Source organism: Aeromonas molluscorum 848 (assembly GCF_000388115.1).
Taxonomy (GTDB): Bacteria; Pseudomonadota; Gammaproteobacteria; order Enterobacterales; family Aeromonadaceae; genus Aeromonas; species Aeromonas molluscorum.
In genome coordinates, this window is the sequence record NZ_AQGQ01000025.1 from 1 (window position 1) to 23,178 (window position 23,178).

19 protein-coding genes and 3 pseudogenes are annotated in these 23,178 nt (G+C 60.7%); 8 read left to right on the forward strand and 14 right to left on the reverse strand.

Annotated features, from left to right (window positions below; all coding sequences use genetic code 11):
• A pseudogene (locus G113_RS05990) lies at positions 1 to 442 on the reverse strand (signal recognition particle-docking protein FtsY); the annotation flags it as partial.
• A gap of 112 nt (positions 443 to 554) precedes the next feature.
• On the opposite strand from G113_RS05990, the pseudogene rsmD reads away from it, so the two are divergent.
• Both rsmD and G113_RS06000 read left to right on the forward strand, forming a co-directional pair.
• Positions 555 to 1,180: pseudogene (rsmD, locus tag G113_RS05995) on the forward strand (16S rRNA (guanine(966)-N(2))-methyltransferase RsmD).
• Positions 1,181 to 1,258: 78 nt separating this feature from the next.
• A complete protein-coding gene (locus tag G113_RS06000; RefSeq protein WP_005895700.1) occupies positions 1,259 to 1,558 on the forward strand; it encodes a DUF1145 domain-containing protein in 300 nt (99 codons plus the stop codon).
• Between the two features lie 47 nt (positions 1,559 to 1,605).
• On the opposite strand, the gene G113_RS06005 is transcribed toward G113_RS06000, so the two are convergent.
• Positions 1,606 to 1,971 carry a YijD family membrane protein gene (locus tag G113_RS06005; protein WP_005895703.1) on the reverse strand — a complete coding sequence of 122 codons (366 nt, stop codon included), beginning with the start codon at positions 1,969 to 1,971 and terminating at the stop codon, positions 1,606 to 1,608.
• A gap of 39 nt (positions 1,972 to 2,010) precedes the next feature.
• Positions 2,011 to 2,631, reverse strand: a complete 621-nt coding sequence (gene fabR / locus G113_RS06010; protein WP_005895706.1) for an HTH-type transcriptional repressor FabR — start codon at positions 2,629 to 2,631, stop codon at positions 2,011 to 2,013.
• A gap of 136 nt (positions 2,632 to 2,767) precedes the next feature.
• Between fabR and G113_RS06015 the strand changes: the two genes are divergently transcribed.
• Positions 2,768 to 3,886, forward strand: a complete 1,119-nt coding sequence (locus tag G113_RS06015; protein ID WP_005895708.1) for a fatty acid desaturase — start codon at positions 2,768 to 2,770, stop codon at positions 3,884 to 3,886.
• A 546-nt stretch (positions 3,887 to 4,432) separates the two neighbouring features.
• Here G113_RS06015 and G113_RS22055 read toward each other — a convergent pair.
• The 3 genes and pseudogenes from G113_RS22055 to G113_RS06030 form a co-directional block, all read right to left on the reverse strand.
• Positions 4,433 to 5,682: pseudogene (locus G113_RS22055) on the reverse strand (phospholipase D family protein).
• 286 nt (positions 5,683 to 5,968) lie between these two features.
• Positions 5,969 to 7,396, reverse strand: a complete 1,428-nt coding sequence (locus G113_RS06025) for an MltF family protein (RefSeq protein WP_005895711.1) — start codon at positions 7,394 to 7,396, stop codon at positions 5,969 to 5,971.
• A 117-nt stretch (positions 7,397 to 7,513) separates the two neighbouring features.
• Entirely contained in the window at positions 7,514 to 7,810 is a 297-nt protein-coding gene (locus G113_RS06030; protein WP_005895714.1) for a YfcZ/YiiS family protein, read from the reverse strand.
• Positions 7,811 to 8,109: 299 nt separating this feature from the next.
• Between G113_RS06030 and G113_RS06035 the strand changes: the two genes are divergently transcribed.
• Positions 8,110 to 9,069, forward strand: coding sequence for a LysR family transcriptional regulator (locus G113_RS06035; RefSeq protein WP_005895717.1), 960 nt, complete (start codon positions 8,110 to 8,112; stop codon positions 9,067 to 9,069).
• Between the two features lie 94 nt (positions 9,070 to 9,163).
• On the opposite strand, the gene G113_RS06040 is transcribed toward G113_RS06035, so the two are convergent.
• A complete protein-coding gene (locus G113_RS06040) occupies positions 9,164 to 9,757 on the reverse strand; it encodes a YhgN family NAAT transporter (RefSeq protein ID WP_005895719.1) in 594 nt (197 codons plus the stop codon).
• Between the two features lie 109 nt (positions 9,758 to 9,866).
• Positions 9,867 to 10,112: a YecH family metal-binding protein gene (locus tag G113_RS06045; protein ID WP_005895722.1), complete on the reverse strand. Its 246-nt coding sequence runs from the start codon at positions 10,110 to 10,112 to the stop codon at positions 9,867 to 9,869.
• 205 nt (positions 10,113 to 10,317) lie between these two features.
• Between G113_RS06045 and G113_RS06050 the strand changes: the two genes are divergently transcribed.
• Complete coding sequence (locus G113_RS06050) at positions 10,318 to 11,601, forward strand: dicarboxylate/amino acid:cation symporter (protein WP_005895724.1); 1,284 nt, start codon at positions 10,318 to 10,320, stop codon at positions 11,599 to 11,601.
• 67 nt (positions 11,602 to 11,668) lie between these two features.
• Here G113_RS06050 and G113_RS06055 read toward each other — a convergent pair whose 3' ends face one another.
• Entirely contained in the window at positions 11,669 to 11,983 is a 315-nt protein-coding gene (locus G113_RS06055) for a putative signal transducing protein (protein WP_005895727.1), read from the reverse strand.
• Between the two features lie 9 nt (positions 11,984 to 11,992).
• A complete protein-coding gene (locus G113_RS06060) occupies positions 11,993 to 12,895 on the reverse strand; it encodes a LysR family transcriptional regulator (protein ID WP_005895729.1) in 903 nt (300 codons plus the stop codon).
• A gap of 96 nt (positions 12,896 to 12,991) precedes the next feature.
• On the opposite strand from G113_RS06060, the gene G113_RS06065 reads away from it, so the two are divergent.
• Entirely contained in the window at positions 12,992 to 14,053 is a 1,062-nt protein-coding gene (locus tag G113_RS06065; protein ID WP_005895731.1) for an HlyD family secretion protein, read from the forward strand.
• Entirely contained in the window at positions 14,053 to 15,621 is a 1,569-nt protein-coding gene (locus G113_RS06070) for a DHA2 family efflux MFS transporter permease subunit (RefSeq protein ID WP_040318960.1), read from the forward strand. Before G113_RS06065 ends, G113_RS06070 begins: the two co-directional genes overlap by 1 nt.
• A gap of 60 nt (positions 15,622 to 15,681) precedes the next feature.
• Here the strand turns inward: G113_RS06070 and G113_RS06075 are convergent, their stop codons facing one another.
• Entirely contained in the window at positions 15,682 to 16,308 is a 627-nt protein-coding gene (locus G113_RS06075) for a lysoplasmalogenase (protein ID WP_005895737.1), read from the reverse strand.
• Positions 16,309 to 16,500: 192 nt separating this feature from the next.
• On the opposite strand from G113_RS06075, the gene G113_RS21480 reads away from it, so the two are divergent.
• Positions 16,501 to 16,641, forward strand: a complete 141-nt coding sequence (locus tag G113_RS21480; protein WP_005895741.1) for a hypothetical protein — start codon at positions 16,501 to 16,503, stop codon at positions 16,639 to 16,641.
• A gap of 272 nt (positions 16,642 to 16,913) precedes the next feature.
• Here G113_RS21480 and G113_RS06080 read toward each other — a convergent pair whose 3' ends face one another.
• The 3 genes from G113_RS06080 to G113_RS06090 form a co-directional block, all read right to left on the reverse strand.
• A complete protein-coding gene (locus G113_RS06080; RefSeq protein WP_005895745.1) occupies positions 16,914 to 19,466 on the reverse strand; it encodes a TRAP transporter permease in 2,553 nt (850 codons plus the stop codon).
• 122 nt (positions 19,467 to 19,588) lie between these two features.
• Positions 19,589 to 20,560: a TAXI family TRAP transporter solute-binding subunit gene (locus tag G113_RS06085; RefSeq protein WP_005895749.1), complete on the reverse strand. Its 972-nt coding sequence runs from the start codon at positions 20,558 to 20,560 to the stop codon at positions 19,589 to 19,591.
• A 407-nt stretch (positions 20,561 to 20,967) separates the two neighbouring features.
• Complete coding sequence (locus G113_RS06090; protein WP_005895751.1) at positions 20,968 to 23,133, reverse strand: S9 family peptidase; 2,166 nt, start codon at positions 23,131 to 23,133, stop codon at positions 20,968 to 20,970.
• Between the last annotated feature and the right edge of the window lie 45 nt (positions 23,134 to 23,178).

The following is a 23,178-nucleotide window of genomic DNA, read 5'->3' on the forward strand; positions in this document are numbered from 1 at the left end:
AGCTCCTGCTCGCGGCAACGCGGGCAGCCTCCTGCTCGGCGGCGACACGGACGGCCGTCCTGCTCGGCGGCAACGCGGACGGCCTCCTGCTCGGCGGCAACGCGAGCAGCCTCCTGCTCGCGGCGACATTGGCAGCCTCTTCTTCCGGGCTCAGCAGGTCAGGGTTGACGACGACGGGCTCCAGGGAGCTGGCGCACTCTTCGATCACCAGAGGAGTGGCGCTGAGCACCTCAGCCAAAGGATCTGTCAAGGGATCTGCGGGCGGCAGGGAAACCTCGCCGGACTCAGCGGCGTGGGTAATGACGTCGGTCGGTTGGGAAGGGGTGGCGCTGGCGCCATCTTGGGTGCTGACAGTCTCGGATTGGGGCGTCTGTGGTTGGACAGCCTCAGCCTCTTCTTTCTTGCGGCCGAACCCCAGCCAGGAAAACAAACCTTTTGCCATTTTAAAAAATACTCACTTCGTTGGCTGACTGCTAAGATAGCCGTCCCTCGGCGGGTCGGCATAAAAATGAACCGCCTTATACTATCACTTTATTTTCTGACGACGAAACGCGATGCCCAGAGTGAAATCCAGTAAAAACGGCCCAGCCCAGCGCCCGGGATCCAAGGGTAAATCCGGCTTTGTCCGTATCATCAGTGGCCAATGGCGTGGTCGCAAACTGCCGGTGCAGGACGTGGAGGGACTCAGACCCACGACGGACCGGGTCAAGGAGACCATATTCAACTGGCTGGCCGCCTATGTCCGCGGCAGCCGCTGTCTCGACTTGTTTGCAGGCAGCGGTGGTCTGGGCCTGGAGGCGCTGTCGCGTTACGCCGAGCAGGTGACGCTGGTCGAGATGGACAAGGGTGCCGCCGACCAGCTCAAGAGAACCTGGCCGCCCTTGGCAGCAGCCAGGGCGTCGTGATCCAGTCCGATGCCATCAGCTGGCTGCAAGGCCTGGCGACGCCCTTCAATCTCGTGTTTCTCGATCCGCCGTTTCGCCGCGAGCTGCTGCCTCAAGTGTGTGAGCTGCTGGAGCAGCGCGGTTGGCTGGCACCGGATGCGCTCATCTATCTGGAGCGGGAGAAGGAGTTTGACGATCTGGTGCTGCCCAGCAACTGGCAGTGCCTCAAGGACAAGCAGGCCGGTCAGGTTTGCTATCAGCTCTATCTGAGGAGCGCCATTGCGGCGTCTGCCTAATCGGTTTCTCTGACGCGAGTTGAGCCACCGGGAAACCTCTGTCTGTTCGGTATTGGTGCTATTTAAGGGAGTTACACAATGGGACGTCTGCTTAATCTGTTGGCCATGGGCCTCACCCTCTTCTTCTGGTTTGGGGTCATTGTCAGTCTGGTGGTGACACTGCCCGGCAAGCTGAGCAGCTTCTTGCCCATCTGCGGCGTCATAGTGGCGCTGATGCACTGGGTACAGGCCAGCATGATCCGCGCCGCCTGCAAGCCCCACTTCTTCGTGACTAATAGTGAATTTGTGCAGGTGCTGATCTTCGGCGTCTTCGGCATGCGCGATATCCGTGCCCGGCTCAAGGACATTGTGGACGCAGGCAGCAAGCCGCAGCCATAAAAAACCGGGTTGCCCCGGTTCTCAATCTTGTCTAGAAGGCCTGCTTGTCAGGCCTTCTCTTTTTTACCGACGCTGATGCCCAGCTTGATGGAGAGCGCGGCCAGCAAGAGCAGCATCATGATCAGCGAGAAGAAGTTGCTACCAAGCTCGGGGTACTGCACCTTCTGCAGCGCAGCATGACCAAAGCCGCCGATAAAGAAGCAGAGCCAGACGCAGACCGGCGTATTGCCTTCCATGGGCTCGCTCACGTAGCAGCGATAGAGCTGATGGGCCGCCAGCAGGAAGGCGATGATGGGAAAGAAGGAGAAGGGCACGGGGTCCGATACCAGCACCGCAAGGCTGGCGTCACCACAGATGCCGACCAAGAGGGCCAGCAGCAGGGGTTGTTTGGGGATGGTGTTGACGTCATGCATGGGGAAACTCCTGTTGACTCCTGACTTGTGACTTGTGACTCACGACATGGCCTCGCGACGGCGCTGATTCTGCAGCTCGGCGCCCATGGCGATCATCCGCAACTGGCGCACAGTGCGATCGGCCAGGGCCCGGCACTCTTCACTGCTCATGTCCAATGCATCGGCACCGGCACTGAAGACGATGGTCACCATAGCCTCGGCCTGGATATAGGCCTCTTCCCGTGGCGCCCCCGAAGTGGCCTCCAGGTAATCGGTCAGCTCGGCGATGAAATGCTGGATCTCCCGGGCGACCGCCTGACGAAAGGCGGCCGAGGTGCCGGAGCGCTCGCGCAGCAGCAATCTAAAAATGTTGGGATTGTTTTCGACAAATTCCATGAAGGTCGACACAGAGGTGATGATCACGCCACCACCACCGGCGATGCGCTGCCGTGCCTGGCGCATCAATTGCCGCAGAGTCAGCCCGCCCTCATCGACCAGGGTCAGCCCCAGCTCTTCCATGTCACGGAAGTGACGATAGAAGGAGGTTGGTGCTATCCCTGCCTCCCGCGCGACTTCTCGCAGACTCAGGTTGGAGAAGCTGCGATTGGCGCACAGCTGGCTGAACGCAGCGTCGATCAGCGTACGCCGGGTCTTTTCTTTTTGTTCTGCGCGAATACCCACGAAAACAGTCACCTTCCACGTATTGAGGCCAAATGATAACCCGAAGGTGGGCTGGGCTGTCACTTTTTTACCATTGACCCGCCGCCGGGCTACGGAGAGAATAGCGAACAGCTGTTAGCTGAAAAGGACACCCAGGATGGAACGCCCACCAATTATCATCTCCAACACCCTGCTGTTTGCCCTGACCGGGCTAACGGCCCTGATCGCCGTGCCCTGGTACGGCCTAACCCAAGGCTTCGATGCCTGGCAATGGGCCAGCTTCCTGGTGCTGTTTTGCTATTGCGGCATCTCAATCACCGCGGGCTATCACAGACTCTGGTCCCACAAGACCTACAAGGCGCACCCGGCGCTGCAGTGGCTGTTCGCCATCGGTGGCGCCCTTGCCCTGCAGAACTCGGCCCTGCACTGGTCCTCGGATCACCGCCGCCATCACCGCAACGTGGACGACGACCATCAGGATCCCTACTCCGCCAGCCGTGGCTTCTGGTACTCCCACATCGGCTGGATGCTGCGCGAATATCAGGGTGAGCGCTACCACGACTACAGCAATGTGCGCGATCTGCAGAACAACCCCATCGTCGCCTGGCAGCACAAACACTATCTGGCGCTGACCCTGGCCACCAACCTGGGGATACCGCTGCTGCTCGGCCTGATCCATGGGGATCTGCTCGGCATGTTGTTGCTGGCGGGGGTGCTGCGCATGGTGATGACCCACCACACCACCTTCTTCATCAACTCCCTGGCTCACATCTGGGGTAGCCAGCCGTTTACAGATCGCAACAGCGCCCGTGACAACGGTATCCTCGCCTTTTTCACCTTCGGTGAGGGCTATCACAACTACCATCACCTGTTCGAGAACGACTACCGCAACGGCATTCACTGGTGGCAGTACGATCCGACCAAGTGGCTGATCCGCTGTTCCGCCTGGCTGGGGCTTGCCAAGGATCTGCGAACCTGTCCCGAGGAGCGCATCGAGCAGGCAAGGCTGCAGATGCAGCTCAAACGCGCCCATGCCAAGCTGCAAAAACGTGACGATATGGAGATGTGGCAAACGCTGCTGCAGGAGGAGTACGACAAGCTGAGCCAGCAGTTGCAGAACTACTATGCCAGCCGCAAGCGCCTGCTCGAAGAGCGTAAACGCAAGGCCCTGGCCCGCTACGATGCCCTCAAGCTACAGCTCGAATACCGCAGCCTCAAGGGAGGCTTCCGGGTCAGTCGCCGCAACTGGAATCGCCTGTTGGCCAACCTGGCCTAACCACGGACCCGACAGCAAAAAAGAGCAGGCCCCATCACGGGGCCTGCTCTTTTTCATGGCATTGATACCTGTCGCGCAGCCTGGTCACTCACTGTCATCGACGAGAGGTTCAGGCCAGCCAAAGGCGCCATACCGGCGGAAAAATACCATAAAAAATGGGGCGACATCTGCATGTCACCCCCTCGCAAATAGCATGTTCCATATTGGAATTCAAACCATCAGTTCCTCACCTGACTCTCGGGTTTCCGCTCCCTCGAACACGTGCCCACAGGAGCGATCCCACGGGGTTGAACTGATGCTTCTTGTTCCACAACCCGGCGAACCGGGCTGTTTGTCCTTGCACTGGAAATCTTACCCAGTTCGCCATCGGAAAAACGTTTTCACGACATCATATAACTCAGGACATTGCCAGTTACCCTGGCACTACATTTACATTTCATTTTAAAAACATATGGTTATGTTTCATCCTATGGCGTTATCCCTGTCCACCCCGCCAAATGGCTTACACGGCTTTGCGAGATCTCGCACACAGGAGGGGCGAAAGCGCTACAGCCAGGGGCGCAGCGGCAGCCAGTCGCTCAGGCGGGCAATCAGCCGCCGCCACCAGGGGGAAAGGAGGTCGGGCTCACAAGCCCGTTCCTGCCAATGATGCAGCCACCCCTGCAGCTCGGCGCACAGGGGAGCGCAGTGCAGGCGCAGCATCAGTTCGGTGTTGAGGTGCAAGGAGCGCGGATCCAGATTGAAGCTGCCAAGCAGCGCCTCTCGCTCCCCCAGCAGTATCAGCTTGGCGTGCAGGCTGAGGCCGCAGCTGGCGGGCAGCTCGGCCAGTACCACTCCCTGGCGCAGCAGCCAGGGGCGGTGACGATAGTAGGCGCCATACACCAGGGGCACATCCGTACTGCCCAGGGAGTTGGTGAACAGCCGGATCTCTATTCCCTGGCGGCGCAGGCGCTGCAGCTCGCGGCGCAGCCCCCGGGTCAGGATCAGATAGGGGCTCACCAGCTGCAGCAATCCCTGGCTCTCGGCCAAACGCCGCCACAGGTAACGGGCAGTACCGGGACGGGATACCAGCCCCTTGCCGGGTCTGTCGAACAAGACCTCGGCCCGCCCCGGATGCCAGGTCAGCACCGCTGGCTCCTCAAACAGAGCTGGGGGCAAATCATAGATGGCGGCGATGGCGGGATCGGTCAGGGTCAGCAGGAAGTCATTGACCGCCCTCGCCTCGAGCTGCCCAGGTCGGCGGTGCAGCAGGCGACGGATGGGCTGACTCCAGCGGCTGCCCCAGAATTGATCGAATCCCTGCTCAAGTGACTGACAGAGGGGGCCGCGACAGCCAATATCCAGATCGAGGAAGTGGGGGCCTGCCCCAGGCCGAAGTAGGCATCCCCTATGTTTCGCCCCCCCAGGATGCCGATATTGCCATCCACCAGCAGTAGCTTGTTGTGCATGCGGTGATTGAGACGACGAAAGCTGAAGCAGGCCTCCAGCACCAGCGCCAGGGGGCGCCAGCCCCGCAACCAGAAGGGATTGAACAGCCGTACCTCAATGCCGGGCTCGCAGGCTACCATCTCCAGGAAGCGATTATCCCCGGCGTAGAGATCATCGATGAGCAGTTGAACTCGCACCCCGCGCCGGGCGGCGCACAGCAACTCGGCCAGCAGCAGTTTGCCACTGGCATCCTCGGCCCAGCTGTAATACTGGGCCTGGACGCGACTGCGGGCGGCGCGGATCAAGGCCAGACGCTGCCCCAAGGCCAATGCTGGCTCGGCCAGTAGCACGAACTCCCCTTCCTTCACCCTGCCTCCTCGTCATCGCCTTGTCATGGTGCTGGTCCATATAGTGACAGAACCGGCCGCCATAAGGAGCCCTCATGGACCTCAGTCAACAGGCGTCACGCCCTCAATCTTATCCGCCCCGCCATCAACCGGAATGGTCACTGCCGCCTTGGTTTCTGCACCATCCCGATCGATGCGCGGTATGCCCATCCTCCCCAGAGACCCGCATCCATGCAGGACCGTCATTGCTTCAATGAGGCTGACACTGCCTTAGCGCAGAGCCTGCAAGGCCAAGAGAGAAGAGCGATCAGTGCTGAGCCGTGGTGGCCTCGATGGCGACAGCCTTGCCTTCTATCTGAGGCAGGCTGAAACGGTAGGCAACATAATATTTGTAAATGGTGCCCACATAGTTGATGGGGCCCTGGCCCACCTCCTTGGCCACCAGCTGCTCGACGTTGCCAAACCAGATATCGGGATCCAGTCCCTGGCTGGCGGCCTTGTCTCGCAAGCTCTGCAACCGGTTGGGCCCGGCGTTGTAGGCGGCCAGCGCCAGCAGGTGACGGTTGAGCACATCTATCTTGGGATCCTGGAAATAGGTGTCGAGCAAGAAGCGCAGATAACGGCAGGCCGCCTCCACATTGCCCTCCAGGGTGCTCAGCCTGGCGCCATTGATGCCCACCTCTGCACCCGCCACGGGTCGCAGTTGCATCAGACCGATGGCCCCCCCCGGCGAACGAGCACCGGGATCCAAACCAGACTCCTTATAGGCCAGGGCCGCCAGCATCAGCCAGTCCAGCTGGTACTGCTGTGCATACTCCTCCAGCACGGTACGAATGCGGGTCAGACGGGACAGTCGTTCGGTGGCCAGCAGGTTACTCATGGGATCACTCTGACTCAGCAGGCGCCGCAACATGAGATCGCTGTATAGGCGACGGCTATCTGTCTTTGTCAGGTAACGGTTGGCGGCCTCAAGCAGCCCGGTGCTGTGTTTGGGCAGCGCCCAGGCACTCTTGCCGTTGTCGCGCAGGGGGATCAACTTGTGCACCTTGAGACCGGGCAGCATATCGAGCCAGATCCGCCCCTTGAAGCTGTCGGTTACCGTCAGTGGCACCAGACCGGCGGCCACCATCTCCAGCAGATCGCCATCCTGCAGGTATTCGGGCACTGTCTCTATGTAGACGGGGGGCAACCCCAGCTCGCGCAACAGGCGATTGAGTTGTTGCAGGCTCTCGTAATAGCTGGAACTCTCCCGCACCCAGATACGCCGGCCGGAAAGCTGGGTAATGCGATTGAAGGCGGGCAGGCTGTTTTTGCTCACCACCCACTCTTCGATGGGCGCTATCACGGGCTGGGTAAAGCTGACCTGTTCCAGGCGCGCCTGGGTCACGGTGAGATTGGCGGCTACCATGTCGCCACGCCCCTCGGCCAGATAATCGAGCAGCTTGTCCTGGCGTACCGGCACGTAGACGATCTTGAGCTTGATGGGATCCTTGGCCAGATAGGTCTGATTGAGCCAGCGCTCGAAGCCTTGCAGCTGATTGACCAGGACGCCGCGTTCCGACCCCTTGTCAAAGAAGAAGAAGCCGCGCTCATAGACCACCAGGGCCCGCAACTCCTTGCGCTGCAAGATATTGTCGAGATCCCCTGGCTGGGGAAGCAGGTGCGGCTTGAGATCCGCCGCCAGCAGGGGGAGAGAGCATAACCAGGCCAGCAGAGCCCATAACCATAGCCGCATCTATTCGCCTTCCTTGACCGGAGCATGCCGGATGGCCCCAATGATTAACGATAGAACGAGACCCGGGGCTGATGGGCCGACACGGCAGCGTCCTGCTGCCGTGATAGAGGAGGCTCCTTAGAGTGAGCGGGCCCGCAACTCGAAGATCAGCTTCTCGGCAGTGCAGGTGAATTGCAGGCGCGCCTTGAGTTCGACCCCATCGGCGACCTGGTCCAGGCTGCAGCTCACGTCGGCTTCTTCGCTCACCTGCTTGGCCAGGGTCTCATAACTGGCCAGCTTGGCACGAGCCGCCTGTTCGGTCGGCGCCGCTATCACCAGATCCAGCACATCATCACCTTCGCCAATGATGGTGCCTATCTCGGCAAAACAGCCGCAGCTGTCACAGGTCTCTTGCACTTTATCTTCTACCGACATGATGACACTCCTACTTCAATAAGATGATTTCAAGCCCGAGGGATCGGGATATCAGTTGTAACAAATGAGAGAGTGTCACTTGTTGGGCGAAATCAAGAGTGAGCCAAATAAGGCGGCAACACCACCAAAAAAATACGGCGACCCAAGGTCGCCGTATCAAGTTGGTGCTACTCGTCCCCTCAACCGCCACCTCCTGTGACAGCTAGCCGTTGGCCAGAGACGGGACTCAGAATAGGGTGATGGAGATATGAAAACAAATGGTATAAATTCATCTTAGAATTGAAGGAGATTCATAACCCATGTTTCTGGAACAGCTGGCCCGCACCGATCTCAACCTGCTCATCATCTTGCAAGTGCTGCTGGAGGAGCGCAACGGCAGTCGCGCCGCCCGTCGCCTTCACCTCAGCCAATCTGCCGTCAGCAAGGCCCTTGGCCGGTTGCGGGACGCCTTCGCCGATCCCCTCTTCATCCGCTCCGCCTATGGCCTTGAGCCCACTCCGCGCGCCCTGGCCTTGCAGCAACAGTTGCAGCCAATACTGCTCAGCCTGGACACCTTGCTGCAACCGCCCGCGTTCGATCCCTCAAGCTCGGAGCGCGAGTTCGTCATCGCCAGCATGGACAGCGCCTTCACCCTGTTCGCGCCTCTCTACCTGAGCGAGCTCAAGCGCCGCGCCCCCAGGGTGCGGCTGCGCTACGAGGAGTGGACGGAGCACAGCCTGACCGAGATGGGCCAGGGTCAGGTCGATCTCGCCATCACGGTACGGGAGAACTGCCTCACCTCCGACTTTCGCCAGGACACCCTGCCCGGCACCATCTGCCAGCGCCTGCTCGCCATCGACAACCTCACCTGCCTGGTGCGCCTGGATCACCAGGCCCTGGCCGAACCCGACTGGGATCTGGCCCGCTACCTGACCTATCCCCATGTGCAAACCTATTGCGAGGGGCGGGATCGCTGGATGCTGGATCACAAGCTGGCGGAGCAGGCGTTGCAGCGCCGCATAGAAGCGACTGTGCCCTCCTTCGAGGCGGCCCTGCGCATGAGCATGCACTCGGACATGATAGTCACCCTGTCGCGCCTCTATGCCCGCCACGCCACTCAGGTCTACCCCCTGACCCAGTTGCCGCTGCCCATCGCCCTGGACAGCATCTCCCATCTGCTGATCTGGCATCAGAGTCACGAGGCCGATCCAGGCCATCGCTGGCTGCGGGAAACCCTGTTCGACCTCATCCTCGCCGGGTTGGCAGAGGAGGCGGCCTGAGCGTTGTCTGGTAGCGAGCAAGACGCCCCAGCCCCGCCACAAACAAGGAGCCCGGCACTGGGCCGGGCTCCTTCTGGCATCGATTGGGTGACGTTCAGCCCACCACCTGCAGGTAGTGATGCACCCCATCGAGCAGCATCTGCACCGAGATCATCACCAGCAACATGCCCATCAGCCGCTCCACCGCCGTGAGTCCTCGCTCACCCAGCAGCTTGTTGAATACCTCGTAGAACATCAGGATGACGGCGCTCGCCCCCCAGGCCATCAAGAGCGCCAGTGACCAGTCGGTCATGCGGCCCGGCGCCTGGTTGGCAAGCAGCAGCAAAGAGGCCAGGATGGAAGGGCCCGCAATCATGGGGATCGCCATGGGCACCAGGAAGGGCTCCTCCCCGGCGGCCAGCCCGGTCACGCCACCGGGAGTCGGGAAAATCATCTTGATAGCGATGAGGAAGAGGATGATGCCGCCGGCGATGCTCACCGCCTCCTGGCGCAGATTGAGGAAGCTCAAGATCTGCTGACCGGCAAACAGGAAGCCCATCATGATGGCCAGGGAGAACAACAGCTCGCGCATCATCACCTTGCGACGCCGCTTGGGATCGATATGGCGCAGGATCGAGAGGAACACCGGCAGGTTGCCGAGGGGATCCATGATCAGAAACAGCATGACGGCAGCGGAAAAAGTATCCATAACGCTTCCAGGGGAATGAGGGCGAAGAGAGGGGCGAATATAGCAAAGGGAGGGGGTCTGTGCGAGCCCATGAGCGGACTCGCAGTCACGCAATCACCGCGGCGAGTGGCTAACCGTGGCGACAGATCTTCTCGGCACTGGTCTGAAAACCCTGCTCACTGCCGATGAACTTGCCTCGCTCGCGCAGGAAAGCGATGAGACCATCGGCATCCAGGTCGCTCATGCGGCAAGTGTGGTAACGGGCATCGACACCAAAGCGGCTGGCCATTGCCTGCTTTAGGCTCCCTTCGCTGAACTGACCCCCCTCGGACAGCATCATCTCCATCACGGCATGACCATGGATAGACTCGGACATCTTTCACCTCTGAATGACCATCACAAGCATCCATTACAACCTGCCCCAAGCGGGGACTCCTTGATATATGCCAATAAATGTACAATTAACGGCACGCCAAGCTGGCCCCGATGGCCTCTTTGTCGATAATGTGGCAACCGGATGAGGGGACGGCTACACTGGCGCCCTTTTCGCCACCACGACTGAAAATAAGGACATTGGCGTCATGCTGTTCCATGGACGGGCCTTCAAGCCCTGGCGGATCTGGACCCGCCGCCCTCTCTGGCTGAAGACCTTGATCGGCATGCTGACTGGCGTCGCCATCGGCCTGGGCTGGAGTGAGCAAGCACTGCTGCTCAAACCCGTCGGCACCCTGTTCGTCAACACCATACAGATGCTGATGGTGCCCCTCATCTTCTGCTCCATCATCGCCGGCCTTACCGGCCTGCTCAAGGGTCAGACTCTCGACCGCGTAGGCATACGCGCCATCGGCTACTACCTCTGCTCCACCGCCCTGGCCATCTGTATCGGCCTGATGATGGGCTGGTTGCTCGAACCCGGGGTCGGTGCCGATATGGGCCCCTATCAGAGGCCAGAGGCGATCCAGGATCTGACCCTGGCCACGGCACTGACCCAGCTGGTACCACGCAATCCCATCCAGGCCATCGTCGATGGCAAGATACTGCAGGTCATCGTCTTCGCTGTGGCCCTGGCCCTGGCGCTCAATGCCAGCGGCCGCCGTGGTCGCCCGGCCATTCGCGCCTTCACCTCCCTGGCGGATGGCATGTTCACCCTGACCCAGATGGTGATGTCCCTCGCCCCTTACGGGGTCTGTGCCCTGATGGCCTGGATGACGGGCAAGTATGGCGGGGCCATCATGCTGCCCCTCTTGAAGGTGATTGGCGCCGTCTACCTGGGTTGCCTGCTGCACGTACTCGGGGTCTACAGCAGTCTGTTGCTGCTACTGGCCCGGCTCAACCCGCTGCACTACTTCAAGAGCATCATCGATGCCCAGGCGGTGGCCTTTACCAGCAGCTCGAGCGAGATCACCCTGCCCATCAGCCAGACCTGCGCCGAGCGCCGACTGGGGGTATCCCCCCGCATCGCCGCCAAGGTCTTGCCCATAGGCGCCACCATCAACATGGATGGCACAGCCCTCTATCAGGGGGTCACTGCCCTGTTCGTCGCCCAGGCGTTCGGGGTAGACCTGCATCTGTTCGACTACCTGATCATCATCAGCATCGTCACCTTGGCCAGCATAGGTACCGCCGGCACCCCGGGCACCGGCCTGATGCTGCTGACCCTGACCCTCACCGCAGTGGGATTGCCCCTGGAGGGGGTGGCGCTGATCGCCGGCATAGATCGCATCCTCGACATGGCCCGCACCACGGTCAACGTCTCGGGGGACCTGCTGGTCTCCGTGTTGATCGGCCGCAGGGAAGAAGAGCTGGATCTGGCGATCTACCAGGATCCCAGGGCCGGGGAAGAGATAGACTTCAGCGCCCACTGAACCCGGCGCCGGATGCCATCAACGACAGGGGCCCTTGAGTGGGCCCCTGTCGTTGGTTGATGCCGCATCAGGCATCGTGGGGATCATGACGGCAACGCCAGCAGATCTCGAAGTTGGCCTCGTTCTCCTCCCCGCACTGGCCGCAGAGCCAGCCATTGCCCTGGCGCTGCTGGTAGCGCTCTATCACCCGCCCGGCCCGGCTGCGATCCTGCTCGCGCACCAGCAAGGTCACCTGCAACAAATCCACCGGCAACTCGCCGACAGCCCCGGCCAGCCCCTCACCGCTGAGCCTGACCGGGATCCCTTCCACCTCCAGCGCCCCCTTGAGGGCATGGGCCTCCAGGGAGTGGGAGGCACGGTACAGATTGAACCAGTTATCCATCTTGTTCCTTCATAACAGCTTGTCGATACCGAATTCTTCCCCGTGTTGCACCATGAAGTCGATGAAGGCACGCAACTTGCGCGGCATCAACTGACGCTCAGGAAACAGCAGGTAGAGCGATACTCTGGGTTGGCGCCACTCGGGCAGCAGCGACACCAGCTTGCCGTCCGCCAGCTCGTCGTGACAGAGCATGGCGGGCAGAGAAGCCAGACCGAGCCCGGCCTTGGCCGCCTCTCTGGCACAGGTAATATTGTTGACCACAAAACGGGAGGGCGGATCCACCAGCACCTCTTCCTCCCCACGCTCGAAGCTCCAATGGTTGGTGAGAAAGCCGCTGCTGACCTTGATCCGTTCATGGCTCGCCAGATCCTCGGGCCGTAGAATGACCCCATGACTGGCCAGATAGTCCGGGCTGGCACAGAGGATCCGCTCCGTGCCCCACAGCCGGCGAGCCGCCAGATTGGAATCTATCATGTCGCCGACCCGCACCACGGCATCGAGCCCCTCGCTGATGGGATCCACCACCCGGTTGGTCAGTTCCAGTTCGACCTTGAGCGCAGGATACGCCAACAAGAAGCGGGCGACCATGCGTGCCACCACCATCTGACCCGTCTCGATGGGGACCGCCAGTTTGAGTACCCCGGTCACCGCCTGCTGGCTGGCACTGAGCATCAGCTCGGCCTGGGCCAGCTCGTTCACCGCCTTGCTGCAGCGCTGGTAATAAGCCTCCCCCGCCTCGGTCAGGGTAAGCTGACGGGTAGAACGATAGAGCAATCGCACTCCGAGTCTCTGCTCCAGTTCGGCGATGCGGCGACTGACGGTCGCCTTGGTCATGCCCAGCTCCTGAGCGGCCGCGGTGAAGGAACCCTTGTCGACGATCCGCACCAAAACGAGGGCTGCGTTCAAGTCCATTGTTGCACCAGTGAAACTGTATTTCTCATGGAACGATACTAATCGAAACAGTGATGGGATGTTAGCCTGTTCACCTTAAGTTCAGGAATCCACCTCATGAGTCAACAAAAGAAGATCCCCCTGCTGGTCGCCATGGTGCTGCTGCTCCTTGGTCTGCTGTTCGCCCTCTATTGGTACGGTTACGGCCGCCACTTCGAGCGCACCGACAACGCCTATCTGCAGAGCGAGATGACGGGCATTGCCACCAAGCTGCCCGGCTACATCAGCGAGGTCCTGGTCACCGACAACCAGACCGTCAAGGCGGGCCAGTTGATCGCCCGTCTCGATGACAGGGAGTACCGTGCCCAGTTAGCCGAGGCCGAGGCCAATGTCGCCCTGAACCGGGCGGATGCCGCCAATCTGGAAGCCAACCTCATCCAGCAGCACAGCGTTATCCGCCAGGCCGAAGCCAAGGTGAGCGAGTCCAGGGCCGAGGTGGTGCGTGCCCGGCAACAGGTCAGCCGAATTGGTCGGCTCAACACGGCTCACTACAGCTCCCAGGACAATCTGGATGAAGTGCGGGCCAACTTGCAGGTCAGCCAGGCCCAGCAGCAGGATGCCGAAGCCGGGGTGCAAGCGGCACGGGATCGTCTGGCCGTACTCACCTCCGAGCGTGATCAGAGGCAGGCGCTGATCGACCTCAGCCTGGCCCAGCTCGCCAAGGCCAAGTTGAATCTGAGTTACACCGAGCTCAGGGCACCCGCCGATGGGGTCATCGGCAAACGCAGTCTGCGCGAGGGGCTCTATGTTCAGTCCGGCATGCAGATAGCCAGCCTGGTGCCCCTGAGCGGAGTCTGGGTCGAAGCCAACTTCAAGGAGACCCAGCTCGCCAACATGGTGCCTGGCCAGAAGGTGGAACTGATCCTCGATGCCTATCCGGACCAGCCGGTCGAGGGGATCATCGACAGCCTCTCCCCGGCCACCGGGGCCAAATTCGCCCTGCTGCCGCCGGAAAACGCCACGGGTAACTTCACCAAGATAGTGCAGCGGGTGCCGGTCAAGATCCGCATCCCGGCGCCGGGGGCCTTGGCAGGCAAGCTGCTGCCCGGTCTCTCCACCGAGGTGATAGTGGATACCCGCAGCACCGGTGACACCGAGTCTCAGCTGGCCGCCCATTGATGGAAGCCGTACCACGTCGCAACTGGATAGCCGTCATGGGGGGGCTCATCGGCGCCTTCATGGCCATCCTCGATATCCAGATCACCAATGCCTCCCTCAAGGACATTCAGGGGGCACTGTCGGCCACCCTGAGCGAGAGTTCCTGGATCTCCACCTCCTATCTGGTGGCGGAGATGATAGCCATCCCCCTCAGTGGCTGGCTCAGCCGTGGCCTGAGCGTGCGCCGCTATCTGCTGTGGACCACCGGGGCCTTCATCTTCTCCTCCGTGCTCTGCTCGTTCAGCTGGAACCTGACCAGCATGATAGTGTTTCGCGCCATGCAGGGTTTCACCGGCGGCGCCCTCATTCCCATGGCCTTCTCGCTGATCATCAGTCTGCTACCACTGCACAAACGGGCCACCGGCATGGCGCTGTTTGGCCTCTGCGCCACCTTCGCCCCCGCCATAGGCCCGACCCTGGGCGGCTGGCTGACCGAACAGCTCTCCTGGCATTACATCTTCTACCTCAACGTGCCGCCCGGTTTGCTGGTGATGGCCATGCTGGCCCATGGTCTGGACAGGAAGCCCATCGACTGGACCATCATGCGCCAGGTCGATCTGGTGGGCATAGTGACCATGGCCGTCGGGCTGGGCCTGCTGGAAGTGGTGCTGGAAGAGGGCAACAGGGAGGACTGGTTCGGCTCCAGCTTCATCGTCAAGCTCACCCTGATCTCGGGGGTCGCGCTGATCTTCTTCGTCATCAGCCAGCTGCTGCGCCGTCATCCTCTGGTCAACCTCCGGCTGTTGCACAACCCCCGCTTCGCCCTGGCCTGTTTCGCGTATCTGGTGCTGGGCATGGCGCTGATGGGATCCATCTATGTGCTGCCGCTCTACATGGCCCAGATCCACAACTACAACGCCCTGGAGATTGGCGAGGTGCTGATGTGGATGGGACTGCCCCAGCTACTGGTGCTGCCCCTGGTGCCCAGGCTCATCCAGAAGATAGATCCGCGTTATCTGGTGAGTTTTGGGTTTCTCATCTTCGGTCTGAGCTGCTTCATGAACGTCAACATGAGCGCCGACTACGCCGGCCCCCAGCTGATCCAGTCCTTGATAGTGCGGGCGCTGGGCCAGCCGTTCGTCATGGTGCCACTCTCCCTGATCGCCACCGCCAGCCTGACGCAAGACGAGATCCCCTCCTCTTCCACCCTGCTCAATGTGCTGCGCAATCTGGGGGGCGCCTTCGGGGGCGCCTTCGGGATCGCCATCATCGCCACTCTGCTCGACAACGATACCCGCGTCCATGTCAGCCAGATCAGCAGCGCCCTGGCCGCCAGCAGCATAGAGGGGCAAGCCTATCTGATGAACCTGGCCAACAGCATGCTGGCCCAGGGCAGCGATCCCGCCATCGCCTATCAGCAGGCCCAGGCCAGACTGGCAGGCACCATAGAGCGGGATGCCGCCATCATGGCCTACAACAAGGTGTTCTACGTGATGGGCATCTTCCTGCTGGTCGCAAGCGCTCTCGTCCTCTTCCTCAAATCCCCCGCCCCCAGGGCGAGCGACGCCGAACCGCTGGAAGCGCATTGACGAAAAAGGGGCCCTGGGACCCCTTCTGCTATGCGCCGTGATAATGCGTGGATGGCTGAGTTAACTCGCCAGAGAGGCGGCTATCAGAAACTGCGCGGCAAAATAGCTGCTCATCACCCAGGCACTGGCATGGGGGAAGGGGCGACGAAAGCGGTTGAAGGCCAGCAAGGCATCGGAACAGAGGAACAAGAGCACGCCGACCAGGGCGGCGGCACTGCCCGCGGTGAGAGAGGCGCGCCAGGCGGCGGCGGCGACCCAGACCAGCCCTATCATCATCAGGGTGTAGCAGAGCACAGGCCAGCGCATCGCCCCCAGGTGAGGGCGCAGCAGGCCGAAGTAGACACCGGCCACCAGGATCAACAGCAAGCCATCTACCAGGTTGAGCACCAGCGGCCCCTGGGCCAGCCCGACGATATAACAGAGGTGTGCGACAAGAAATGCCGCCAGTCCCTGCAAGAAACGATCGACCGGCAACATCAGCATGATGTCGCCAAGCAGGGAGAGACAGAGCCCGAGCAGGATCCAGGCGTGGGAACCATTGTGATCGTCCCCGTGATAACCGAACGCCAAAGCAACGATCAGCAGCATGGTCAACGGCTTGCTCAGGTAGAACTGGCGGGTATCAGTGCCGTAGGCAGCCTTGATATGCCACCAGGCGGACGCGATGATCAATACACTCAACCACATGCCGGATACCCCTTCCCCATGACGATGCTTGCCTGGCGAAGTGAAGACCCAGTGCCGCGTCAGGGTAGCAAATTCCGGCTCTCGGGGGCAGGGGTGAGACGCGAATGAGCTGGCTACGCCTAAAGTCTAATTGCCCTTCCCCCCATCAATAGGGCATAAGGGTGTTTCTGGAGGAACCCCATGGAAGAGCCAATGAAAAATTACATGCCCGCCATCGATATCATGATGTGCCACCTCGGCATCAGCTTCGAGCAAGCCTGTGAGCAGCTCGGCCTGACCCTGACCGAGCAGCAGACCCTGAGCTCAATGCAGAGCCGGGAGCTGCAGGACTGATGTGCCTGCCCTGTCCTGGAGACCCCAGGACATGAATTCGATAAGGCGCCTGCGAGCGCCTTCTCTTTTTTGACGCCTCACCCGATATGCCCCTGCTCGTCCTCTCGCTCACACCGACAGATCACGCTCTCCCTGCCACATAGCCCACAGCCATGAATGTACAGGCAGCCCCCTATTTGCCATCCCTCCCATTCCCGCAATAGGCCCGGCGCATTTCCCCATAAAAAAACGGCGCCGAAGCGCCGTTATCATGACGGGATTTGCTGCCTTGCTCAGGCGGCCTTTTGCCGTCTGCGCTGCAGCATCACCACCAGGCCAAACAGCAGGAAACCAGGCAGCCACATCAGCTCCTTGCGCCAGCCTTCGGTCGGGGCACTGACGGCAACGATCTGCTGGTCGAACTGCAGATTGGCATCGGCCGCCGGACTACCGAAGGCCACATTGTCGATCAGTGTCTTGCCATCCTGCTCATACAGGCTCAGCCCCAGGGCCTCCAGGCGCTCTGCGCCGGTGGCGCCCTGCGGCACTCCCAGCAGCAGGCTGTACTCTCTGTGTTTGCCGACGGCATCTTCCCCGGCGATACGCAGCCGCAACGTGCTCTCGGCCGCCACTTCCCCCAGAGTCTGGGTCAGCTGGGCCGGGGGCGTGTCGCGGTAGGGGTTATGCACCATGTCCATCCAGAAACCGGGGCGGAACAGGGTGAAGGCCACCAGCAACAACGCCATGCTCTCATACCAGCGGCTTCTGACCAGGAAATAACCCTGGGTCGCCGCCGCGAAGATCAGCATGGCGATAGTCGCCACCACGAAGATCAAGACGCCATGGGCGAAGTCGACATCGATCAGCAGCAGGTCCGTGTTGAAGATGAACAGGAAGGGCAATGCCGCGGTGCGCAAGCTGTAGTAAAACGCCGTGATCCCGGTCTTGATGGGATCGCCCTTGGAGACGGCGGCCGCTGCAAACGAGGCCAGTCCCACCGGCGGCGTCACGTCTGCCATGATGCCGAAATAGAACACGAACAGATGGACCGCGATGAGCGGCACTATCAGGCCGTTCTGCTGACCAAGGGTCACCACCACGGGTGCCAGCAGGCTGGAGACCACGATGTAGTTGGCCGTGGTCGGCAGCCCCATGCCGAGTATCAGACTCAGCACGGCGGTCAGGATCAGCATCAGCAGCAGGTTGCCCATGGAGAGCACTTCCACCAGATCCGCCAATACCAGGCCAACCCCGGTCTGGGAGACGGCACCCACTATGATGCCAGCCGTCGCCGTCGCTATGCCGATGCCAATCATGTTGCGGGCACCGGCGATCAAACCTTCGCGCAGATCCACGACTCCATCATTGAGAGTACCGTAATCATGCTTGCCATCGGTGCGCAGCCAGTTGAGCAGCGGCCGCTGGGTGAGCAGTATGATCACCAGCATGACGGTGCCCCAGAAGGCGGACAGACCCGGAGAGAGTCGTTCTATCATCAGACACCACACCAGCACCACCACGGGCAGCAGGAAGTGCAGCCCGGAGAGCAGCACGGCGCGGGTCTGGGGCAGTTCGGTCAGTGGTTTGTCCGGATCTTCGGCTGGCAGGGGTTCATTGCTGGCGGCAATTTTGAGCAGCCCCACATAGACCAGCGCCAGCAGCAGGCTGACCCCCTCGAGGGCATAGTCACCCAAGGCAGGTTTGAGCCAGCCCAAGCCATAGTAAACCGCCAGAGAGAGGCCGCTGATCAGGAAAGCGCCGAAGGCAAAACCGGTCAGCCGACGCAACCAGGTCTTGGGCTGCTGGCCGCCTATAGGCTCCATGCCCAGCTTGAGCGCCTCCAGATGCACAATGTAGAGCAGCGCTATATAGGAGATGGCCGCCGGCAGAAAGGCATGCTTGATGATCTCCACATAGGGAATGCCCACATATTCAACCATGAGGAAGGCCGCTGCCCCCATCACGGGCGGCATGATCTGGCCATTGACCGAGGAAGCGACCTCCACGGCCCCCGCCTTCTCCGCACTGAAGCCGACTCGCTTCATCATGGGAATAGTGAAGGTGCCCGTGGTAACCACGTTGGCGATAGAAGAGCCGGAGATGAGCCCGGTCAGGCCAGAGGCGACAACCGCCGCCTTGGCGGGGCCGCCGCGCAGGTGGCCGAGCATGCTGAAGGCGAGCTGGATAAAGTAGTGACCGGCGCCGGCCCGCTCGAGCAGGGCACCGAACAGCACGAACAGGAAGACGAAACTGGTGGAGACACCCAGGGCGATGCCAAACACCCCTTCGGTGGTGATCCACTGATGGTTGGCCAGGGCGGTAAAACTGACCCCGCGGTGGGCAAGCAAGCCCGGCATATAGGGACCGGCCAGGCTGTAAATCAGGAAAACCAGCGCAATCACGGCCAGGGCCGGACCCAGGGCGCGGCGCGCGGCTTCCAGCAAGAGCGGAATACCGATACAGGCGGTGATCAGGTCTGCCGTGGTGAGATTACCGGGACGCTGGGCCAAGTCCTGATACATCACAAACAGGTAAGAGGCGGCGCAGGCGGCAATGATGCCAAGCACGATGTCGGCGACCGGCACATTGTCTCTGGGCGAGCTGCGAAAAGCCGGGAACACCAGATAGGCCAGCAGCAGTGCAAATGTCAGGTGGATGGCACGGGTCTCGGTGTCGTTCAGGACGCCGAAGCCAACCAGAAAAGGCAGTGGGGACGCTATCCAGAGCTGGAACAGCGACCAGGCCAGGGCCAGGGTAGTGATGAGCCAACCCATAGGACCTATGGGCAGACGAGCCCCTACATCCTGGGCGATGAGTTCTTCGGTAGAGAGTTGTTTTTCTTGCATAGGGTGTGTTTTTGCCAAGGGTTACAACAAGAGCAACACTCGTCAGCCCGCTGGCAAACCAGGCGCTGACGAGTGTCGATGTACAACTACAGTGACCCGGCAGGGTCCCTAATCAAATGCAATTACAGCCAGCCACGCTCTTTGTAATAGCGAACGGCGCCTTCATGCAGCGGGGCAGACAGACCAACCTTGATCATGTCCTTCTCGTTCAGGTCAGCAAAGGCCGGGTGCAGGCGCTTGAAGCGATCCAGGTTGTCAAACACGGACTTGACCAGCTGGTAGACCACTTCAGGATCGGCCTTGGCACTGGTAGAGAGCACGGCCTTGCCACCGATGGACGGAGTCGGCTTGTCGTTGCCCTTGTAGAGACCACCGGGGATCTCGGCCTTGGTGTAGTAGCTCTTCTCGGCCAGCAGCTTGTCGATCTCTGCGCCGGTCACCGGCACCAGCACGGCATCGGTCGTAGTGGTCGCTTCCTGGATGGCACCGTTCGGGTGGCCCACGAAGTAGCTCATGGCGTCGATGTTGTTATCGCCGAGGGCAGAGGCTTGCTCGGCCGGTTTCAGCTCGGAAACCAGGCTGAAGGCAGACTTGTCCCAGCCCTTGACGGCCATGATCTCTTCCATGGTGTCACGCTGGCCAGAGCCCGGGTTGCCGATGTTGACGCGCTTGCCTTTCAGATCGTCGAAGCTGGCAATCTTGGCATCACGGCGGGCGAGAATGGTGAACACTTCGCTCTGCAGGGAGAAGACGGCGCGGATGTCATCCATGGCACCTTCGGCCTGGAAGGGGGGCAGACCTTTCATCGCCTTGTACTGGTGATCAGACTGCATGATGCCGAAGTTGAACTCACCGCTGCGAATACCGTTGACGTTAGCGACACCGCCGCCGCTGGCCGGGGCGTTGCACTTGATGTTGTGCTCGGCGGCGCCGCGGTTCAGGAAGCGGCAGATAGACTGGCCCGCCACATAGTAGACACCGGTCTGACCGCCGGTGCCTATGGTCACGAAACGCTCTTGCGCTTGCACGGCACCACCGAAAGAGGCGGCAGCCAGCACTGCGGACATGGCGCACGCCAAGGATAATCCTTTCATGTTTTCCATCCTTTTTTCATTGGTTTTTACATCACCCGACTCCCGGGTGAAATCAAAGGAGCGGCCATCAGCACCAGGCTGGTCCGTCTCGACCCCGATTAGGAAATGGCGCCTGCCAGAGATGGCAGCACCAAGATTGTCGCAACCCTGCGAATAGACGCCAGCATCCTGCCGACCGAAGACGATTTACCTGTTTTATCAAGCAAATCAAAAATAACGCACTCAGATTTTAACCACACACCGTCAACATAAATCAAACAGGAGTGCAAAAATGGCGCTAGAAATAGCGCAATTTATGACATATGTCATCCTATTCTCTCGCTCAGTCGCGATAAAGGGATTCCCATGAGTCATAAAAATTAACAACTGTCGCGGCCTGACCAAATAAGGCCGCGACTGGCTATCGGTCAACCCGGCTTGACGGTTTCCGGCTGAGACAGTTGCAGCAGGAAGGCAAACTCCAGGGCTATGTCCTCATAGGCCTTGAAGCGACCGGATTTTCCACCATGACCCGCCTCCATGTCAGTGTGGAGCAGCAACTCGTTGTCATCCGTCTTCAGCTCACGCAACTTGGCCACCCACTTGGCCGGCTCCCAGTACTGCACCTGGGAGTCGTGCAGACCCGTGGTAACCAGCAGGTTGGGATAGGCCTGCGCCTTGACCTGATCGTAGGGGCTGTAGTCGAGCATGTAGTCGTAATAACGTTTCTTGTTGGGATTGCCCCACTCGTCATACTCCCCGGTGGTGAGCGGGATGGATTCATCGAGCATGGTGGTCACCACATCGACGAAAGGCACCTGGGCCACGACGCCATGATAGAGATCGGGGGCCTGGTTGATGACGGCCCCCATCAGCAGGCCGCCTGCACTGCCCCCCATGGCGTAGACCTGATCCTTGGCACCATAGCCCTGCTCCACCAGCGCCTTGGTGACATCGATAAAGTCGTGGAAGCTGTTCTGCTTGTTGAGCAGCTTGCCATCCTCGTACCACTGGCGACCCAACTCCTCGCCACCGCGCACGTGGGCGATGGCGTAGGCGAAGCCGCGATCCAGCAAAGAGAGCCGCGCCGAACTGAAGTCGGGATCCATGCTGGCGCCATAGGAGCCGTAGCCGTAGACCAGCAAGGGGGCCTTGCCCCCTTTGAACAGATCCTTGCGATAGACCAGAGAGACAGGCACCTTGACCCCGTCCCGGGCCGTGACCCAGAGCCGCTCACTCTTGTAACGCTCGGCCTTGAAGCCCGCCACCGCCTGCTGCTTGAGCAGGGTGCGCTTGCCGTTTGCCATATTGAGCTCAAAGGTGGAGGTCGGCGTGGTCATGGAGCTGTAACCGTAGCGCAGCAGCTCGGTGTCCGGCTCAGGGTTGTAAGAGAGACCGGTGACATAGGCGGGATCGTCGAAGCTGATCTCCTGTTGCTCACCGCTCTGCCAGTTGATCTGACGCAACCGGGTCAACCCCTGGCTGCGCTCCTCGACCACCAGCCACTGCTTGAACAGGGCATACCCTTCGAGCAGTACGTCCGCTTGCGGCGCGACCACGGGGCGCCAGCGATCAACCGGACTCTCCTTGGTCTCGTAGAGGCCGAAGTTCTTGCCGTCCTTGTTGGATCGCACATAGAAGCGACCCCGGTAGTGATCCAGGCTGTATTCGTGATCCGGCTGGCGCTTGAGGAAGAGGCGCGGCGCCTGCTGCGGATTGGCGGCATCGATGAGCCAGGCCTCGTCCGTGGTGGTGCTGGAGAGGGAGATGACGATGAAATCTTCCGAGGTGGTGGCCCCTATGCTGACATAGAAGGTGTCATCCTTCTCCTCATAGACCAGCTGATCCTTGGCGGGATCCGAGCCGAGCACATGGCGATACACCTGATAGGGCAGCAGGGTCTGCGGGTGCTTGCGCACATAAAACAGGGTCTTGTTGTCCGCGGCCCAGACGATGTTGCCCGAGGTATTTTCCAGCTTGTCGCTGGCCCACTGGCCATTGCTCAAATCGAGAAACTGCACCTGATACTGACGACGGGAGAGGTAATCCTCCGCCACCGCCAGCCAGCGATTGTCCTGGCTCACTTCCAGCGCACCCAGCTCGTAGAAGTCATGTCCCTCGGCTCGCTGGTTGCTGTCGAGCAGGGTCACCATCTCCCCCTGCTCAACCGCCTGGCGAGCATAGATACCATACTCCTTGCCTGGCTCATAACGAGTCTGATAGCGATAGCCATTCTTGACGTAGGGGACAGAGGTATCCTGCTGGGGAATGCGCGCCACCATCTCCTTGTAGAGCTGGGCCCGCAGTGGGGCACTTGGCGCTAGCCGCGCCGCCGTGTAGGCGTTCTCGGCATTCAGATAGGCCAGCACCGCCGGATCCTTGCGCTCATCATCGCGCAACCAATAGTAGTTGTCCGTGCGGCTCTGCCCATGCTTCTTGAGGATCTTGGGGTGTTTGGCCGCCATCGGCGGCTGGGGCGCGGCATCTGTCATCGGCACGTCTGTCATCGGCATGGGGGACTCATCATTGGCATATGAAGCTGTGCCTGCGGCCAGCGCAGACAGCAACAGGAGGCAGCGAGAAAGGCTGAACATGTCGCATCCTTTGCGATTTAAGGGTTAACACGGGGGACTGACGCC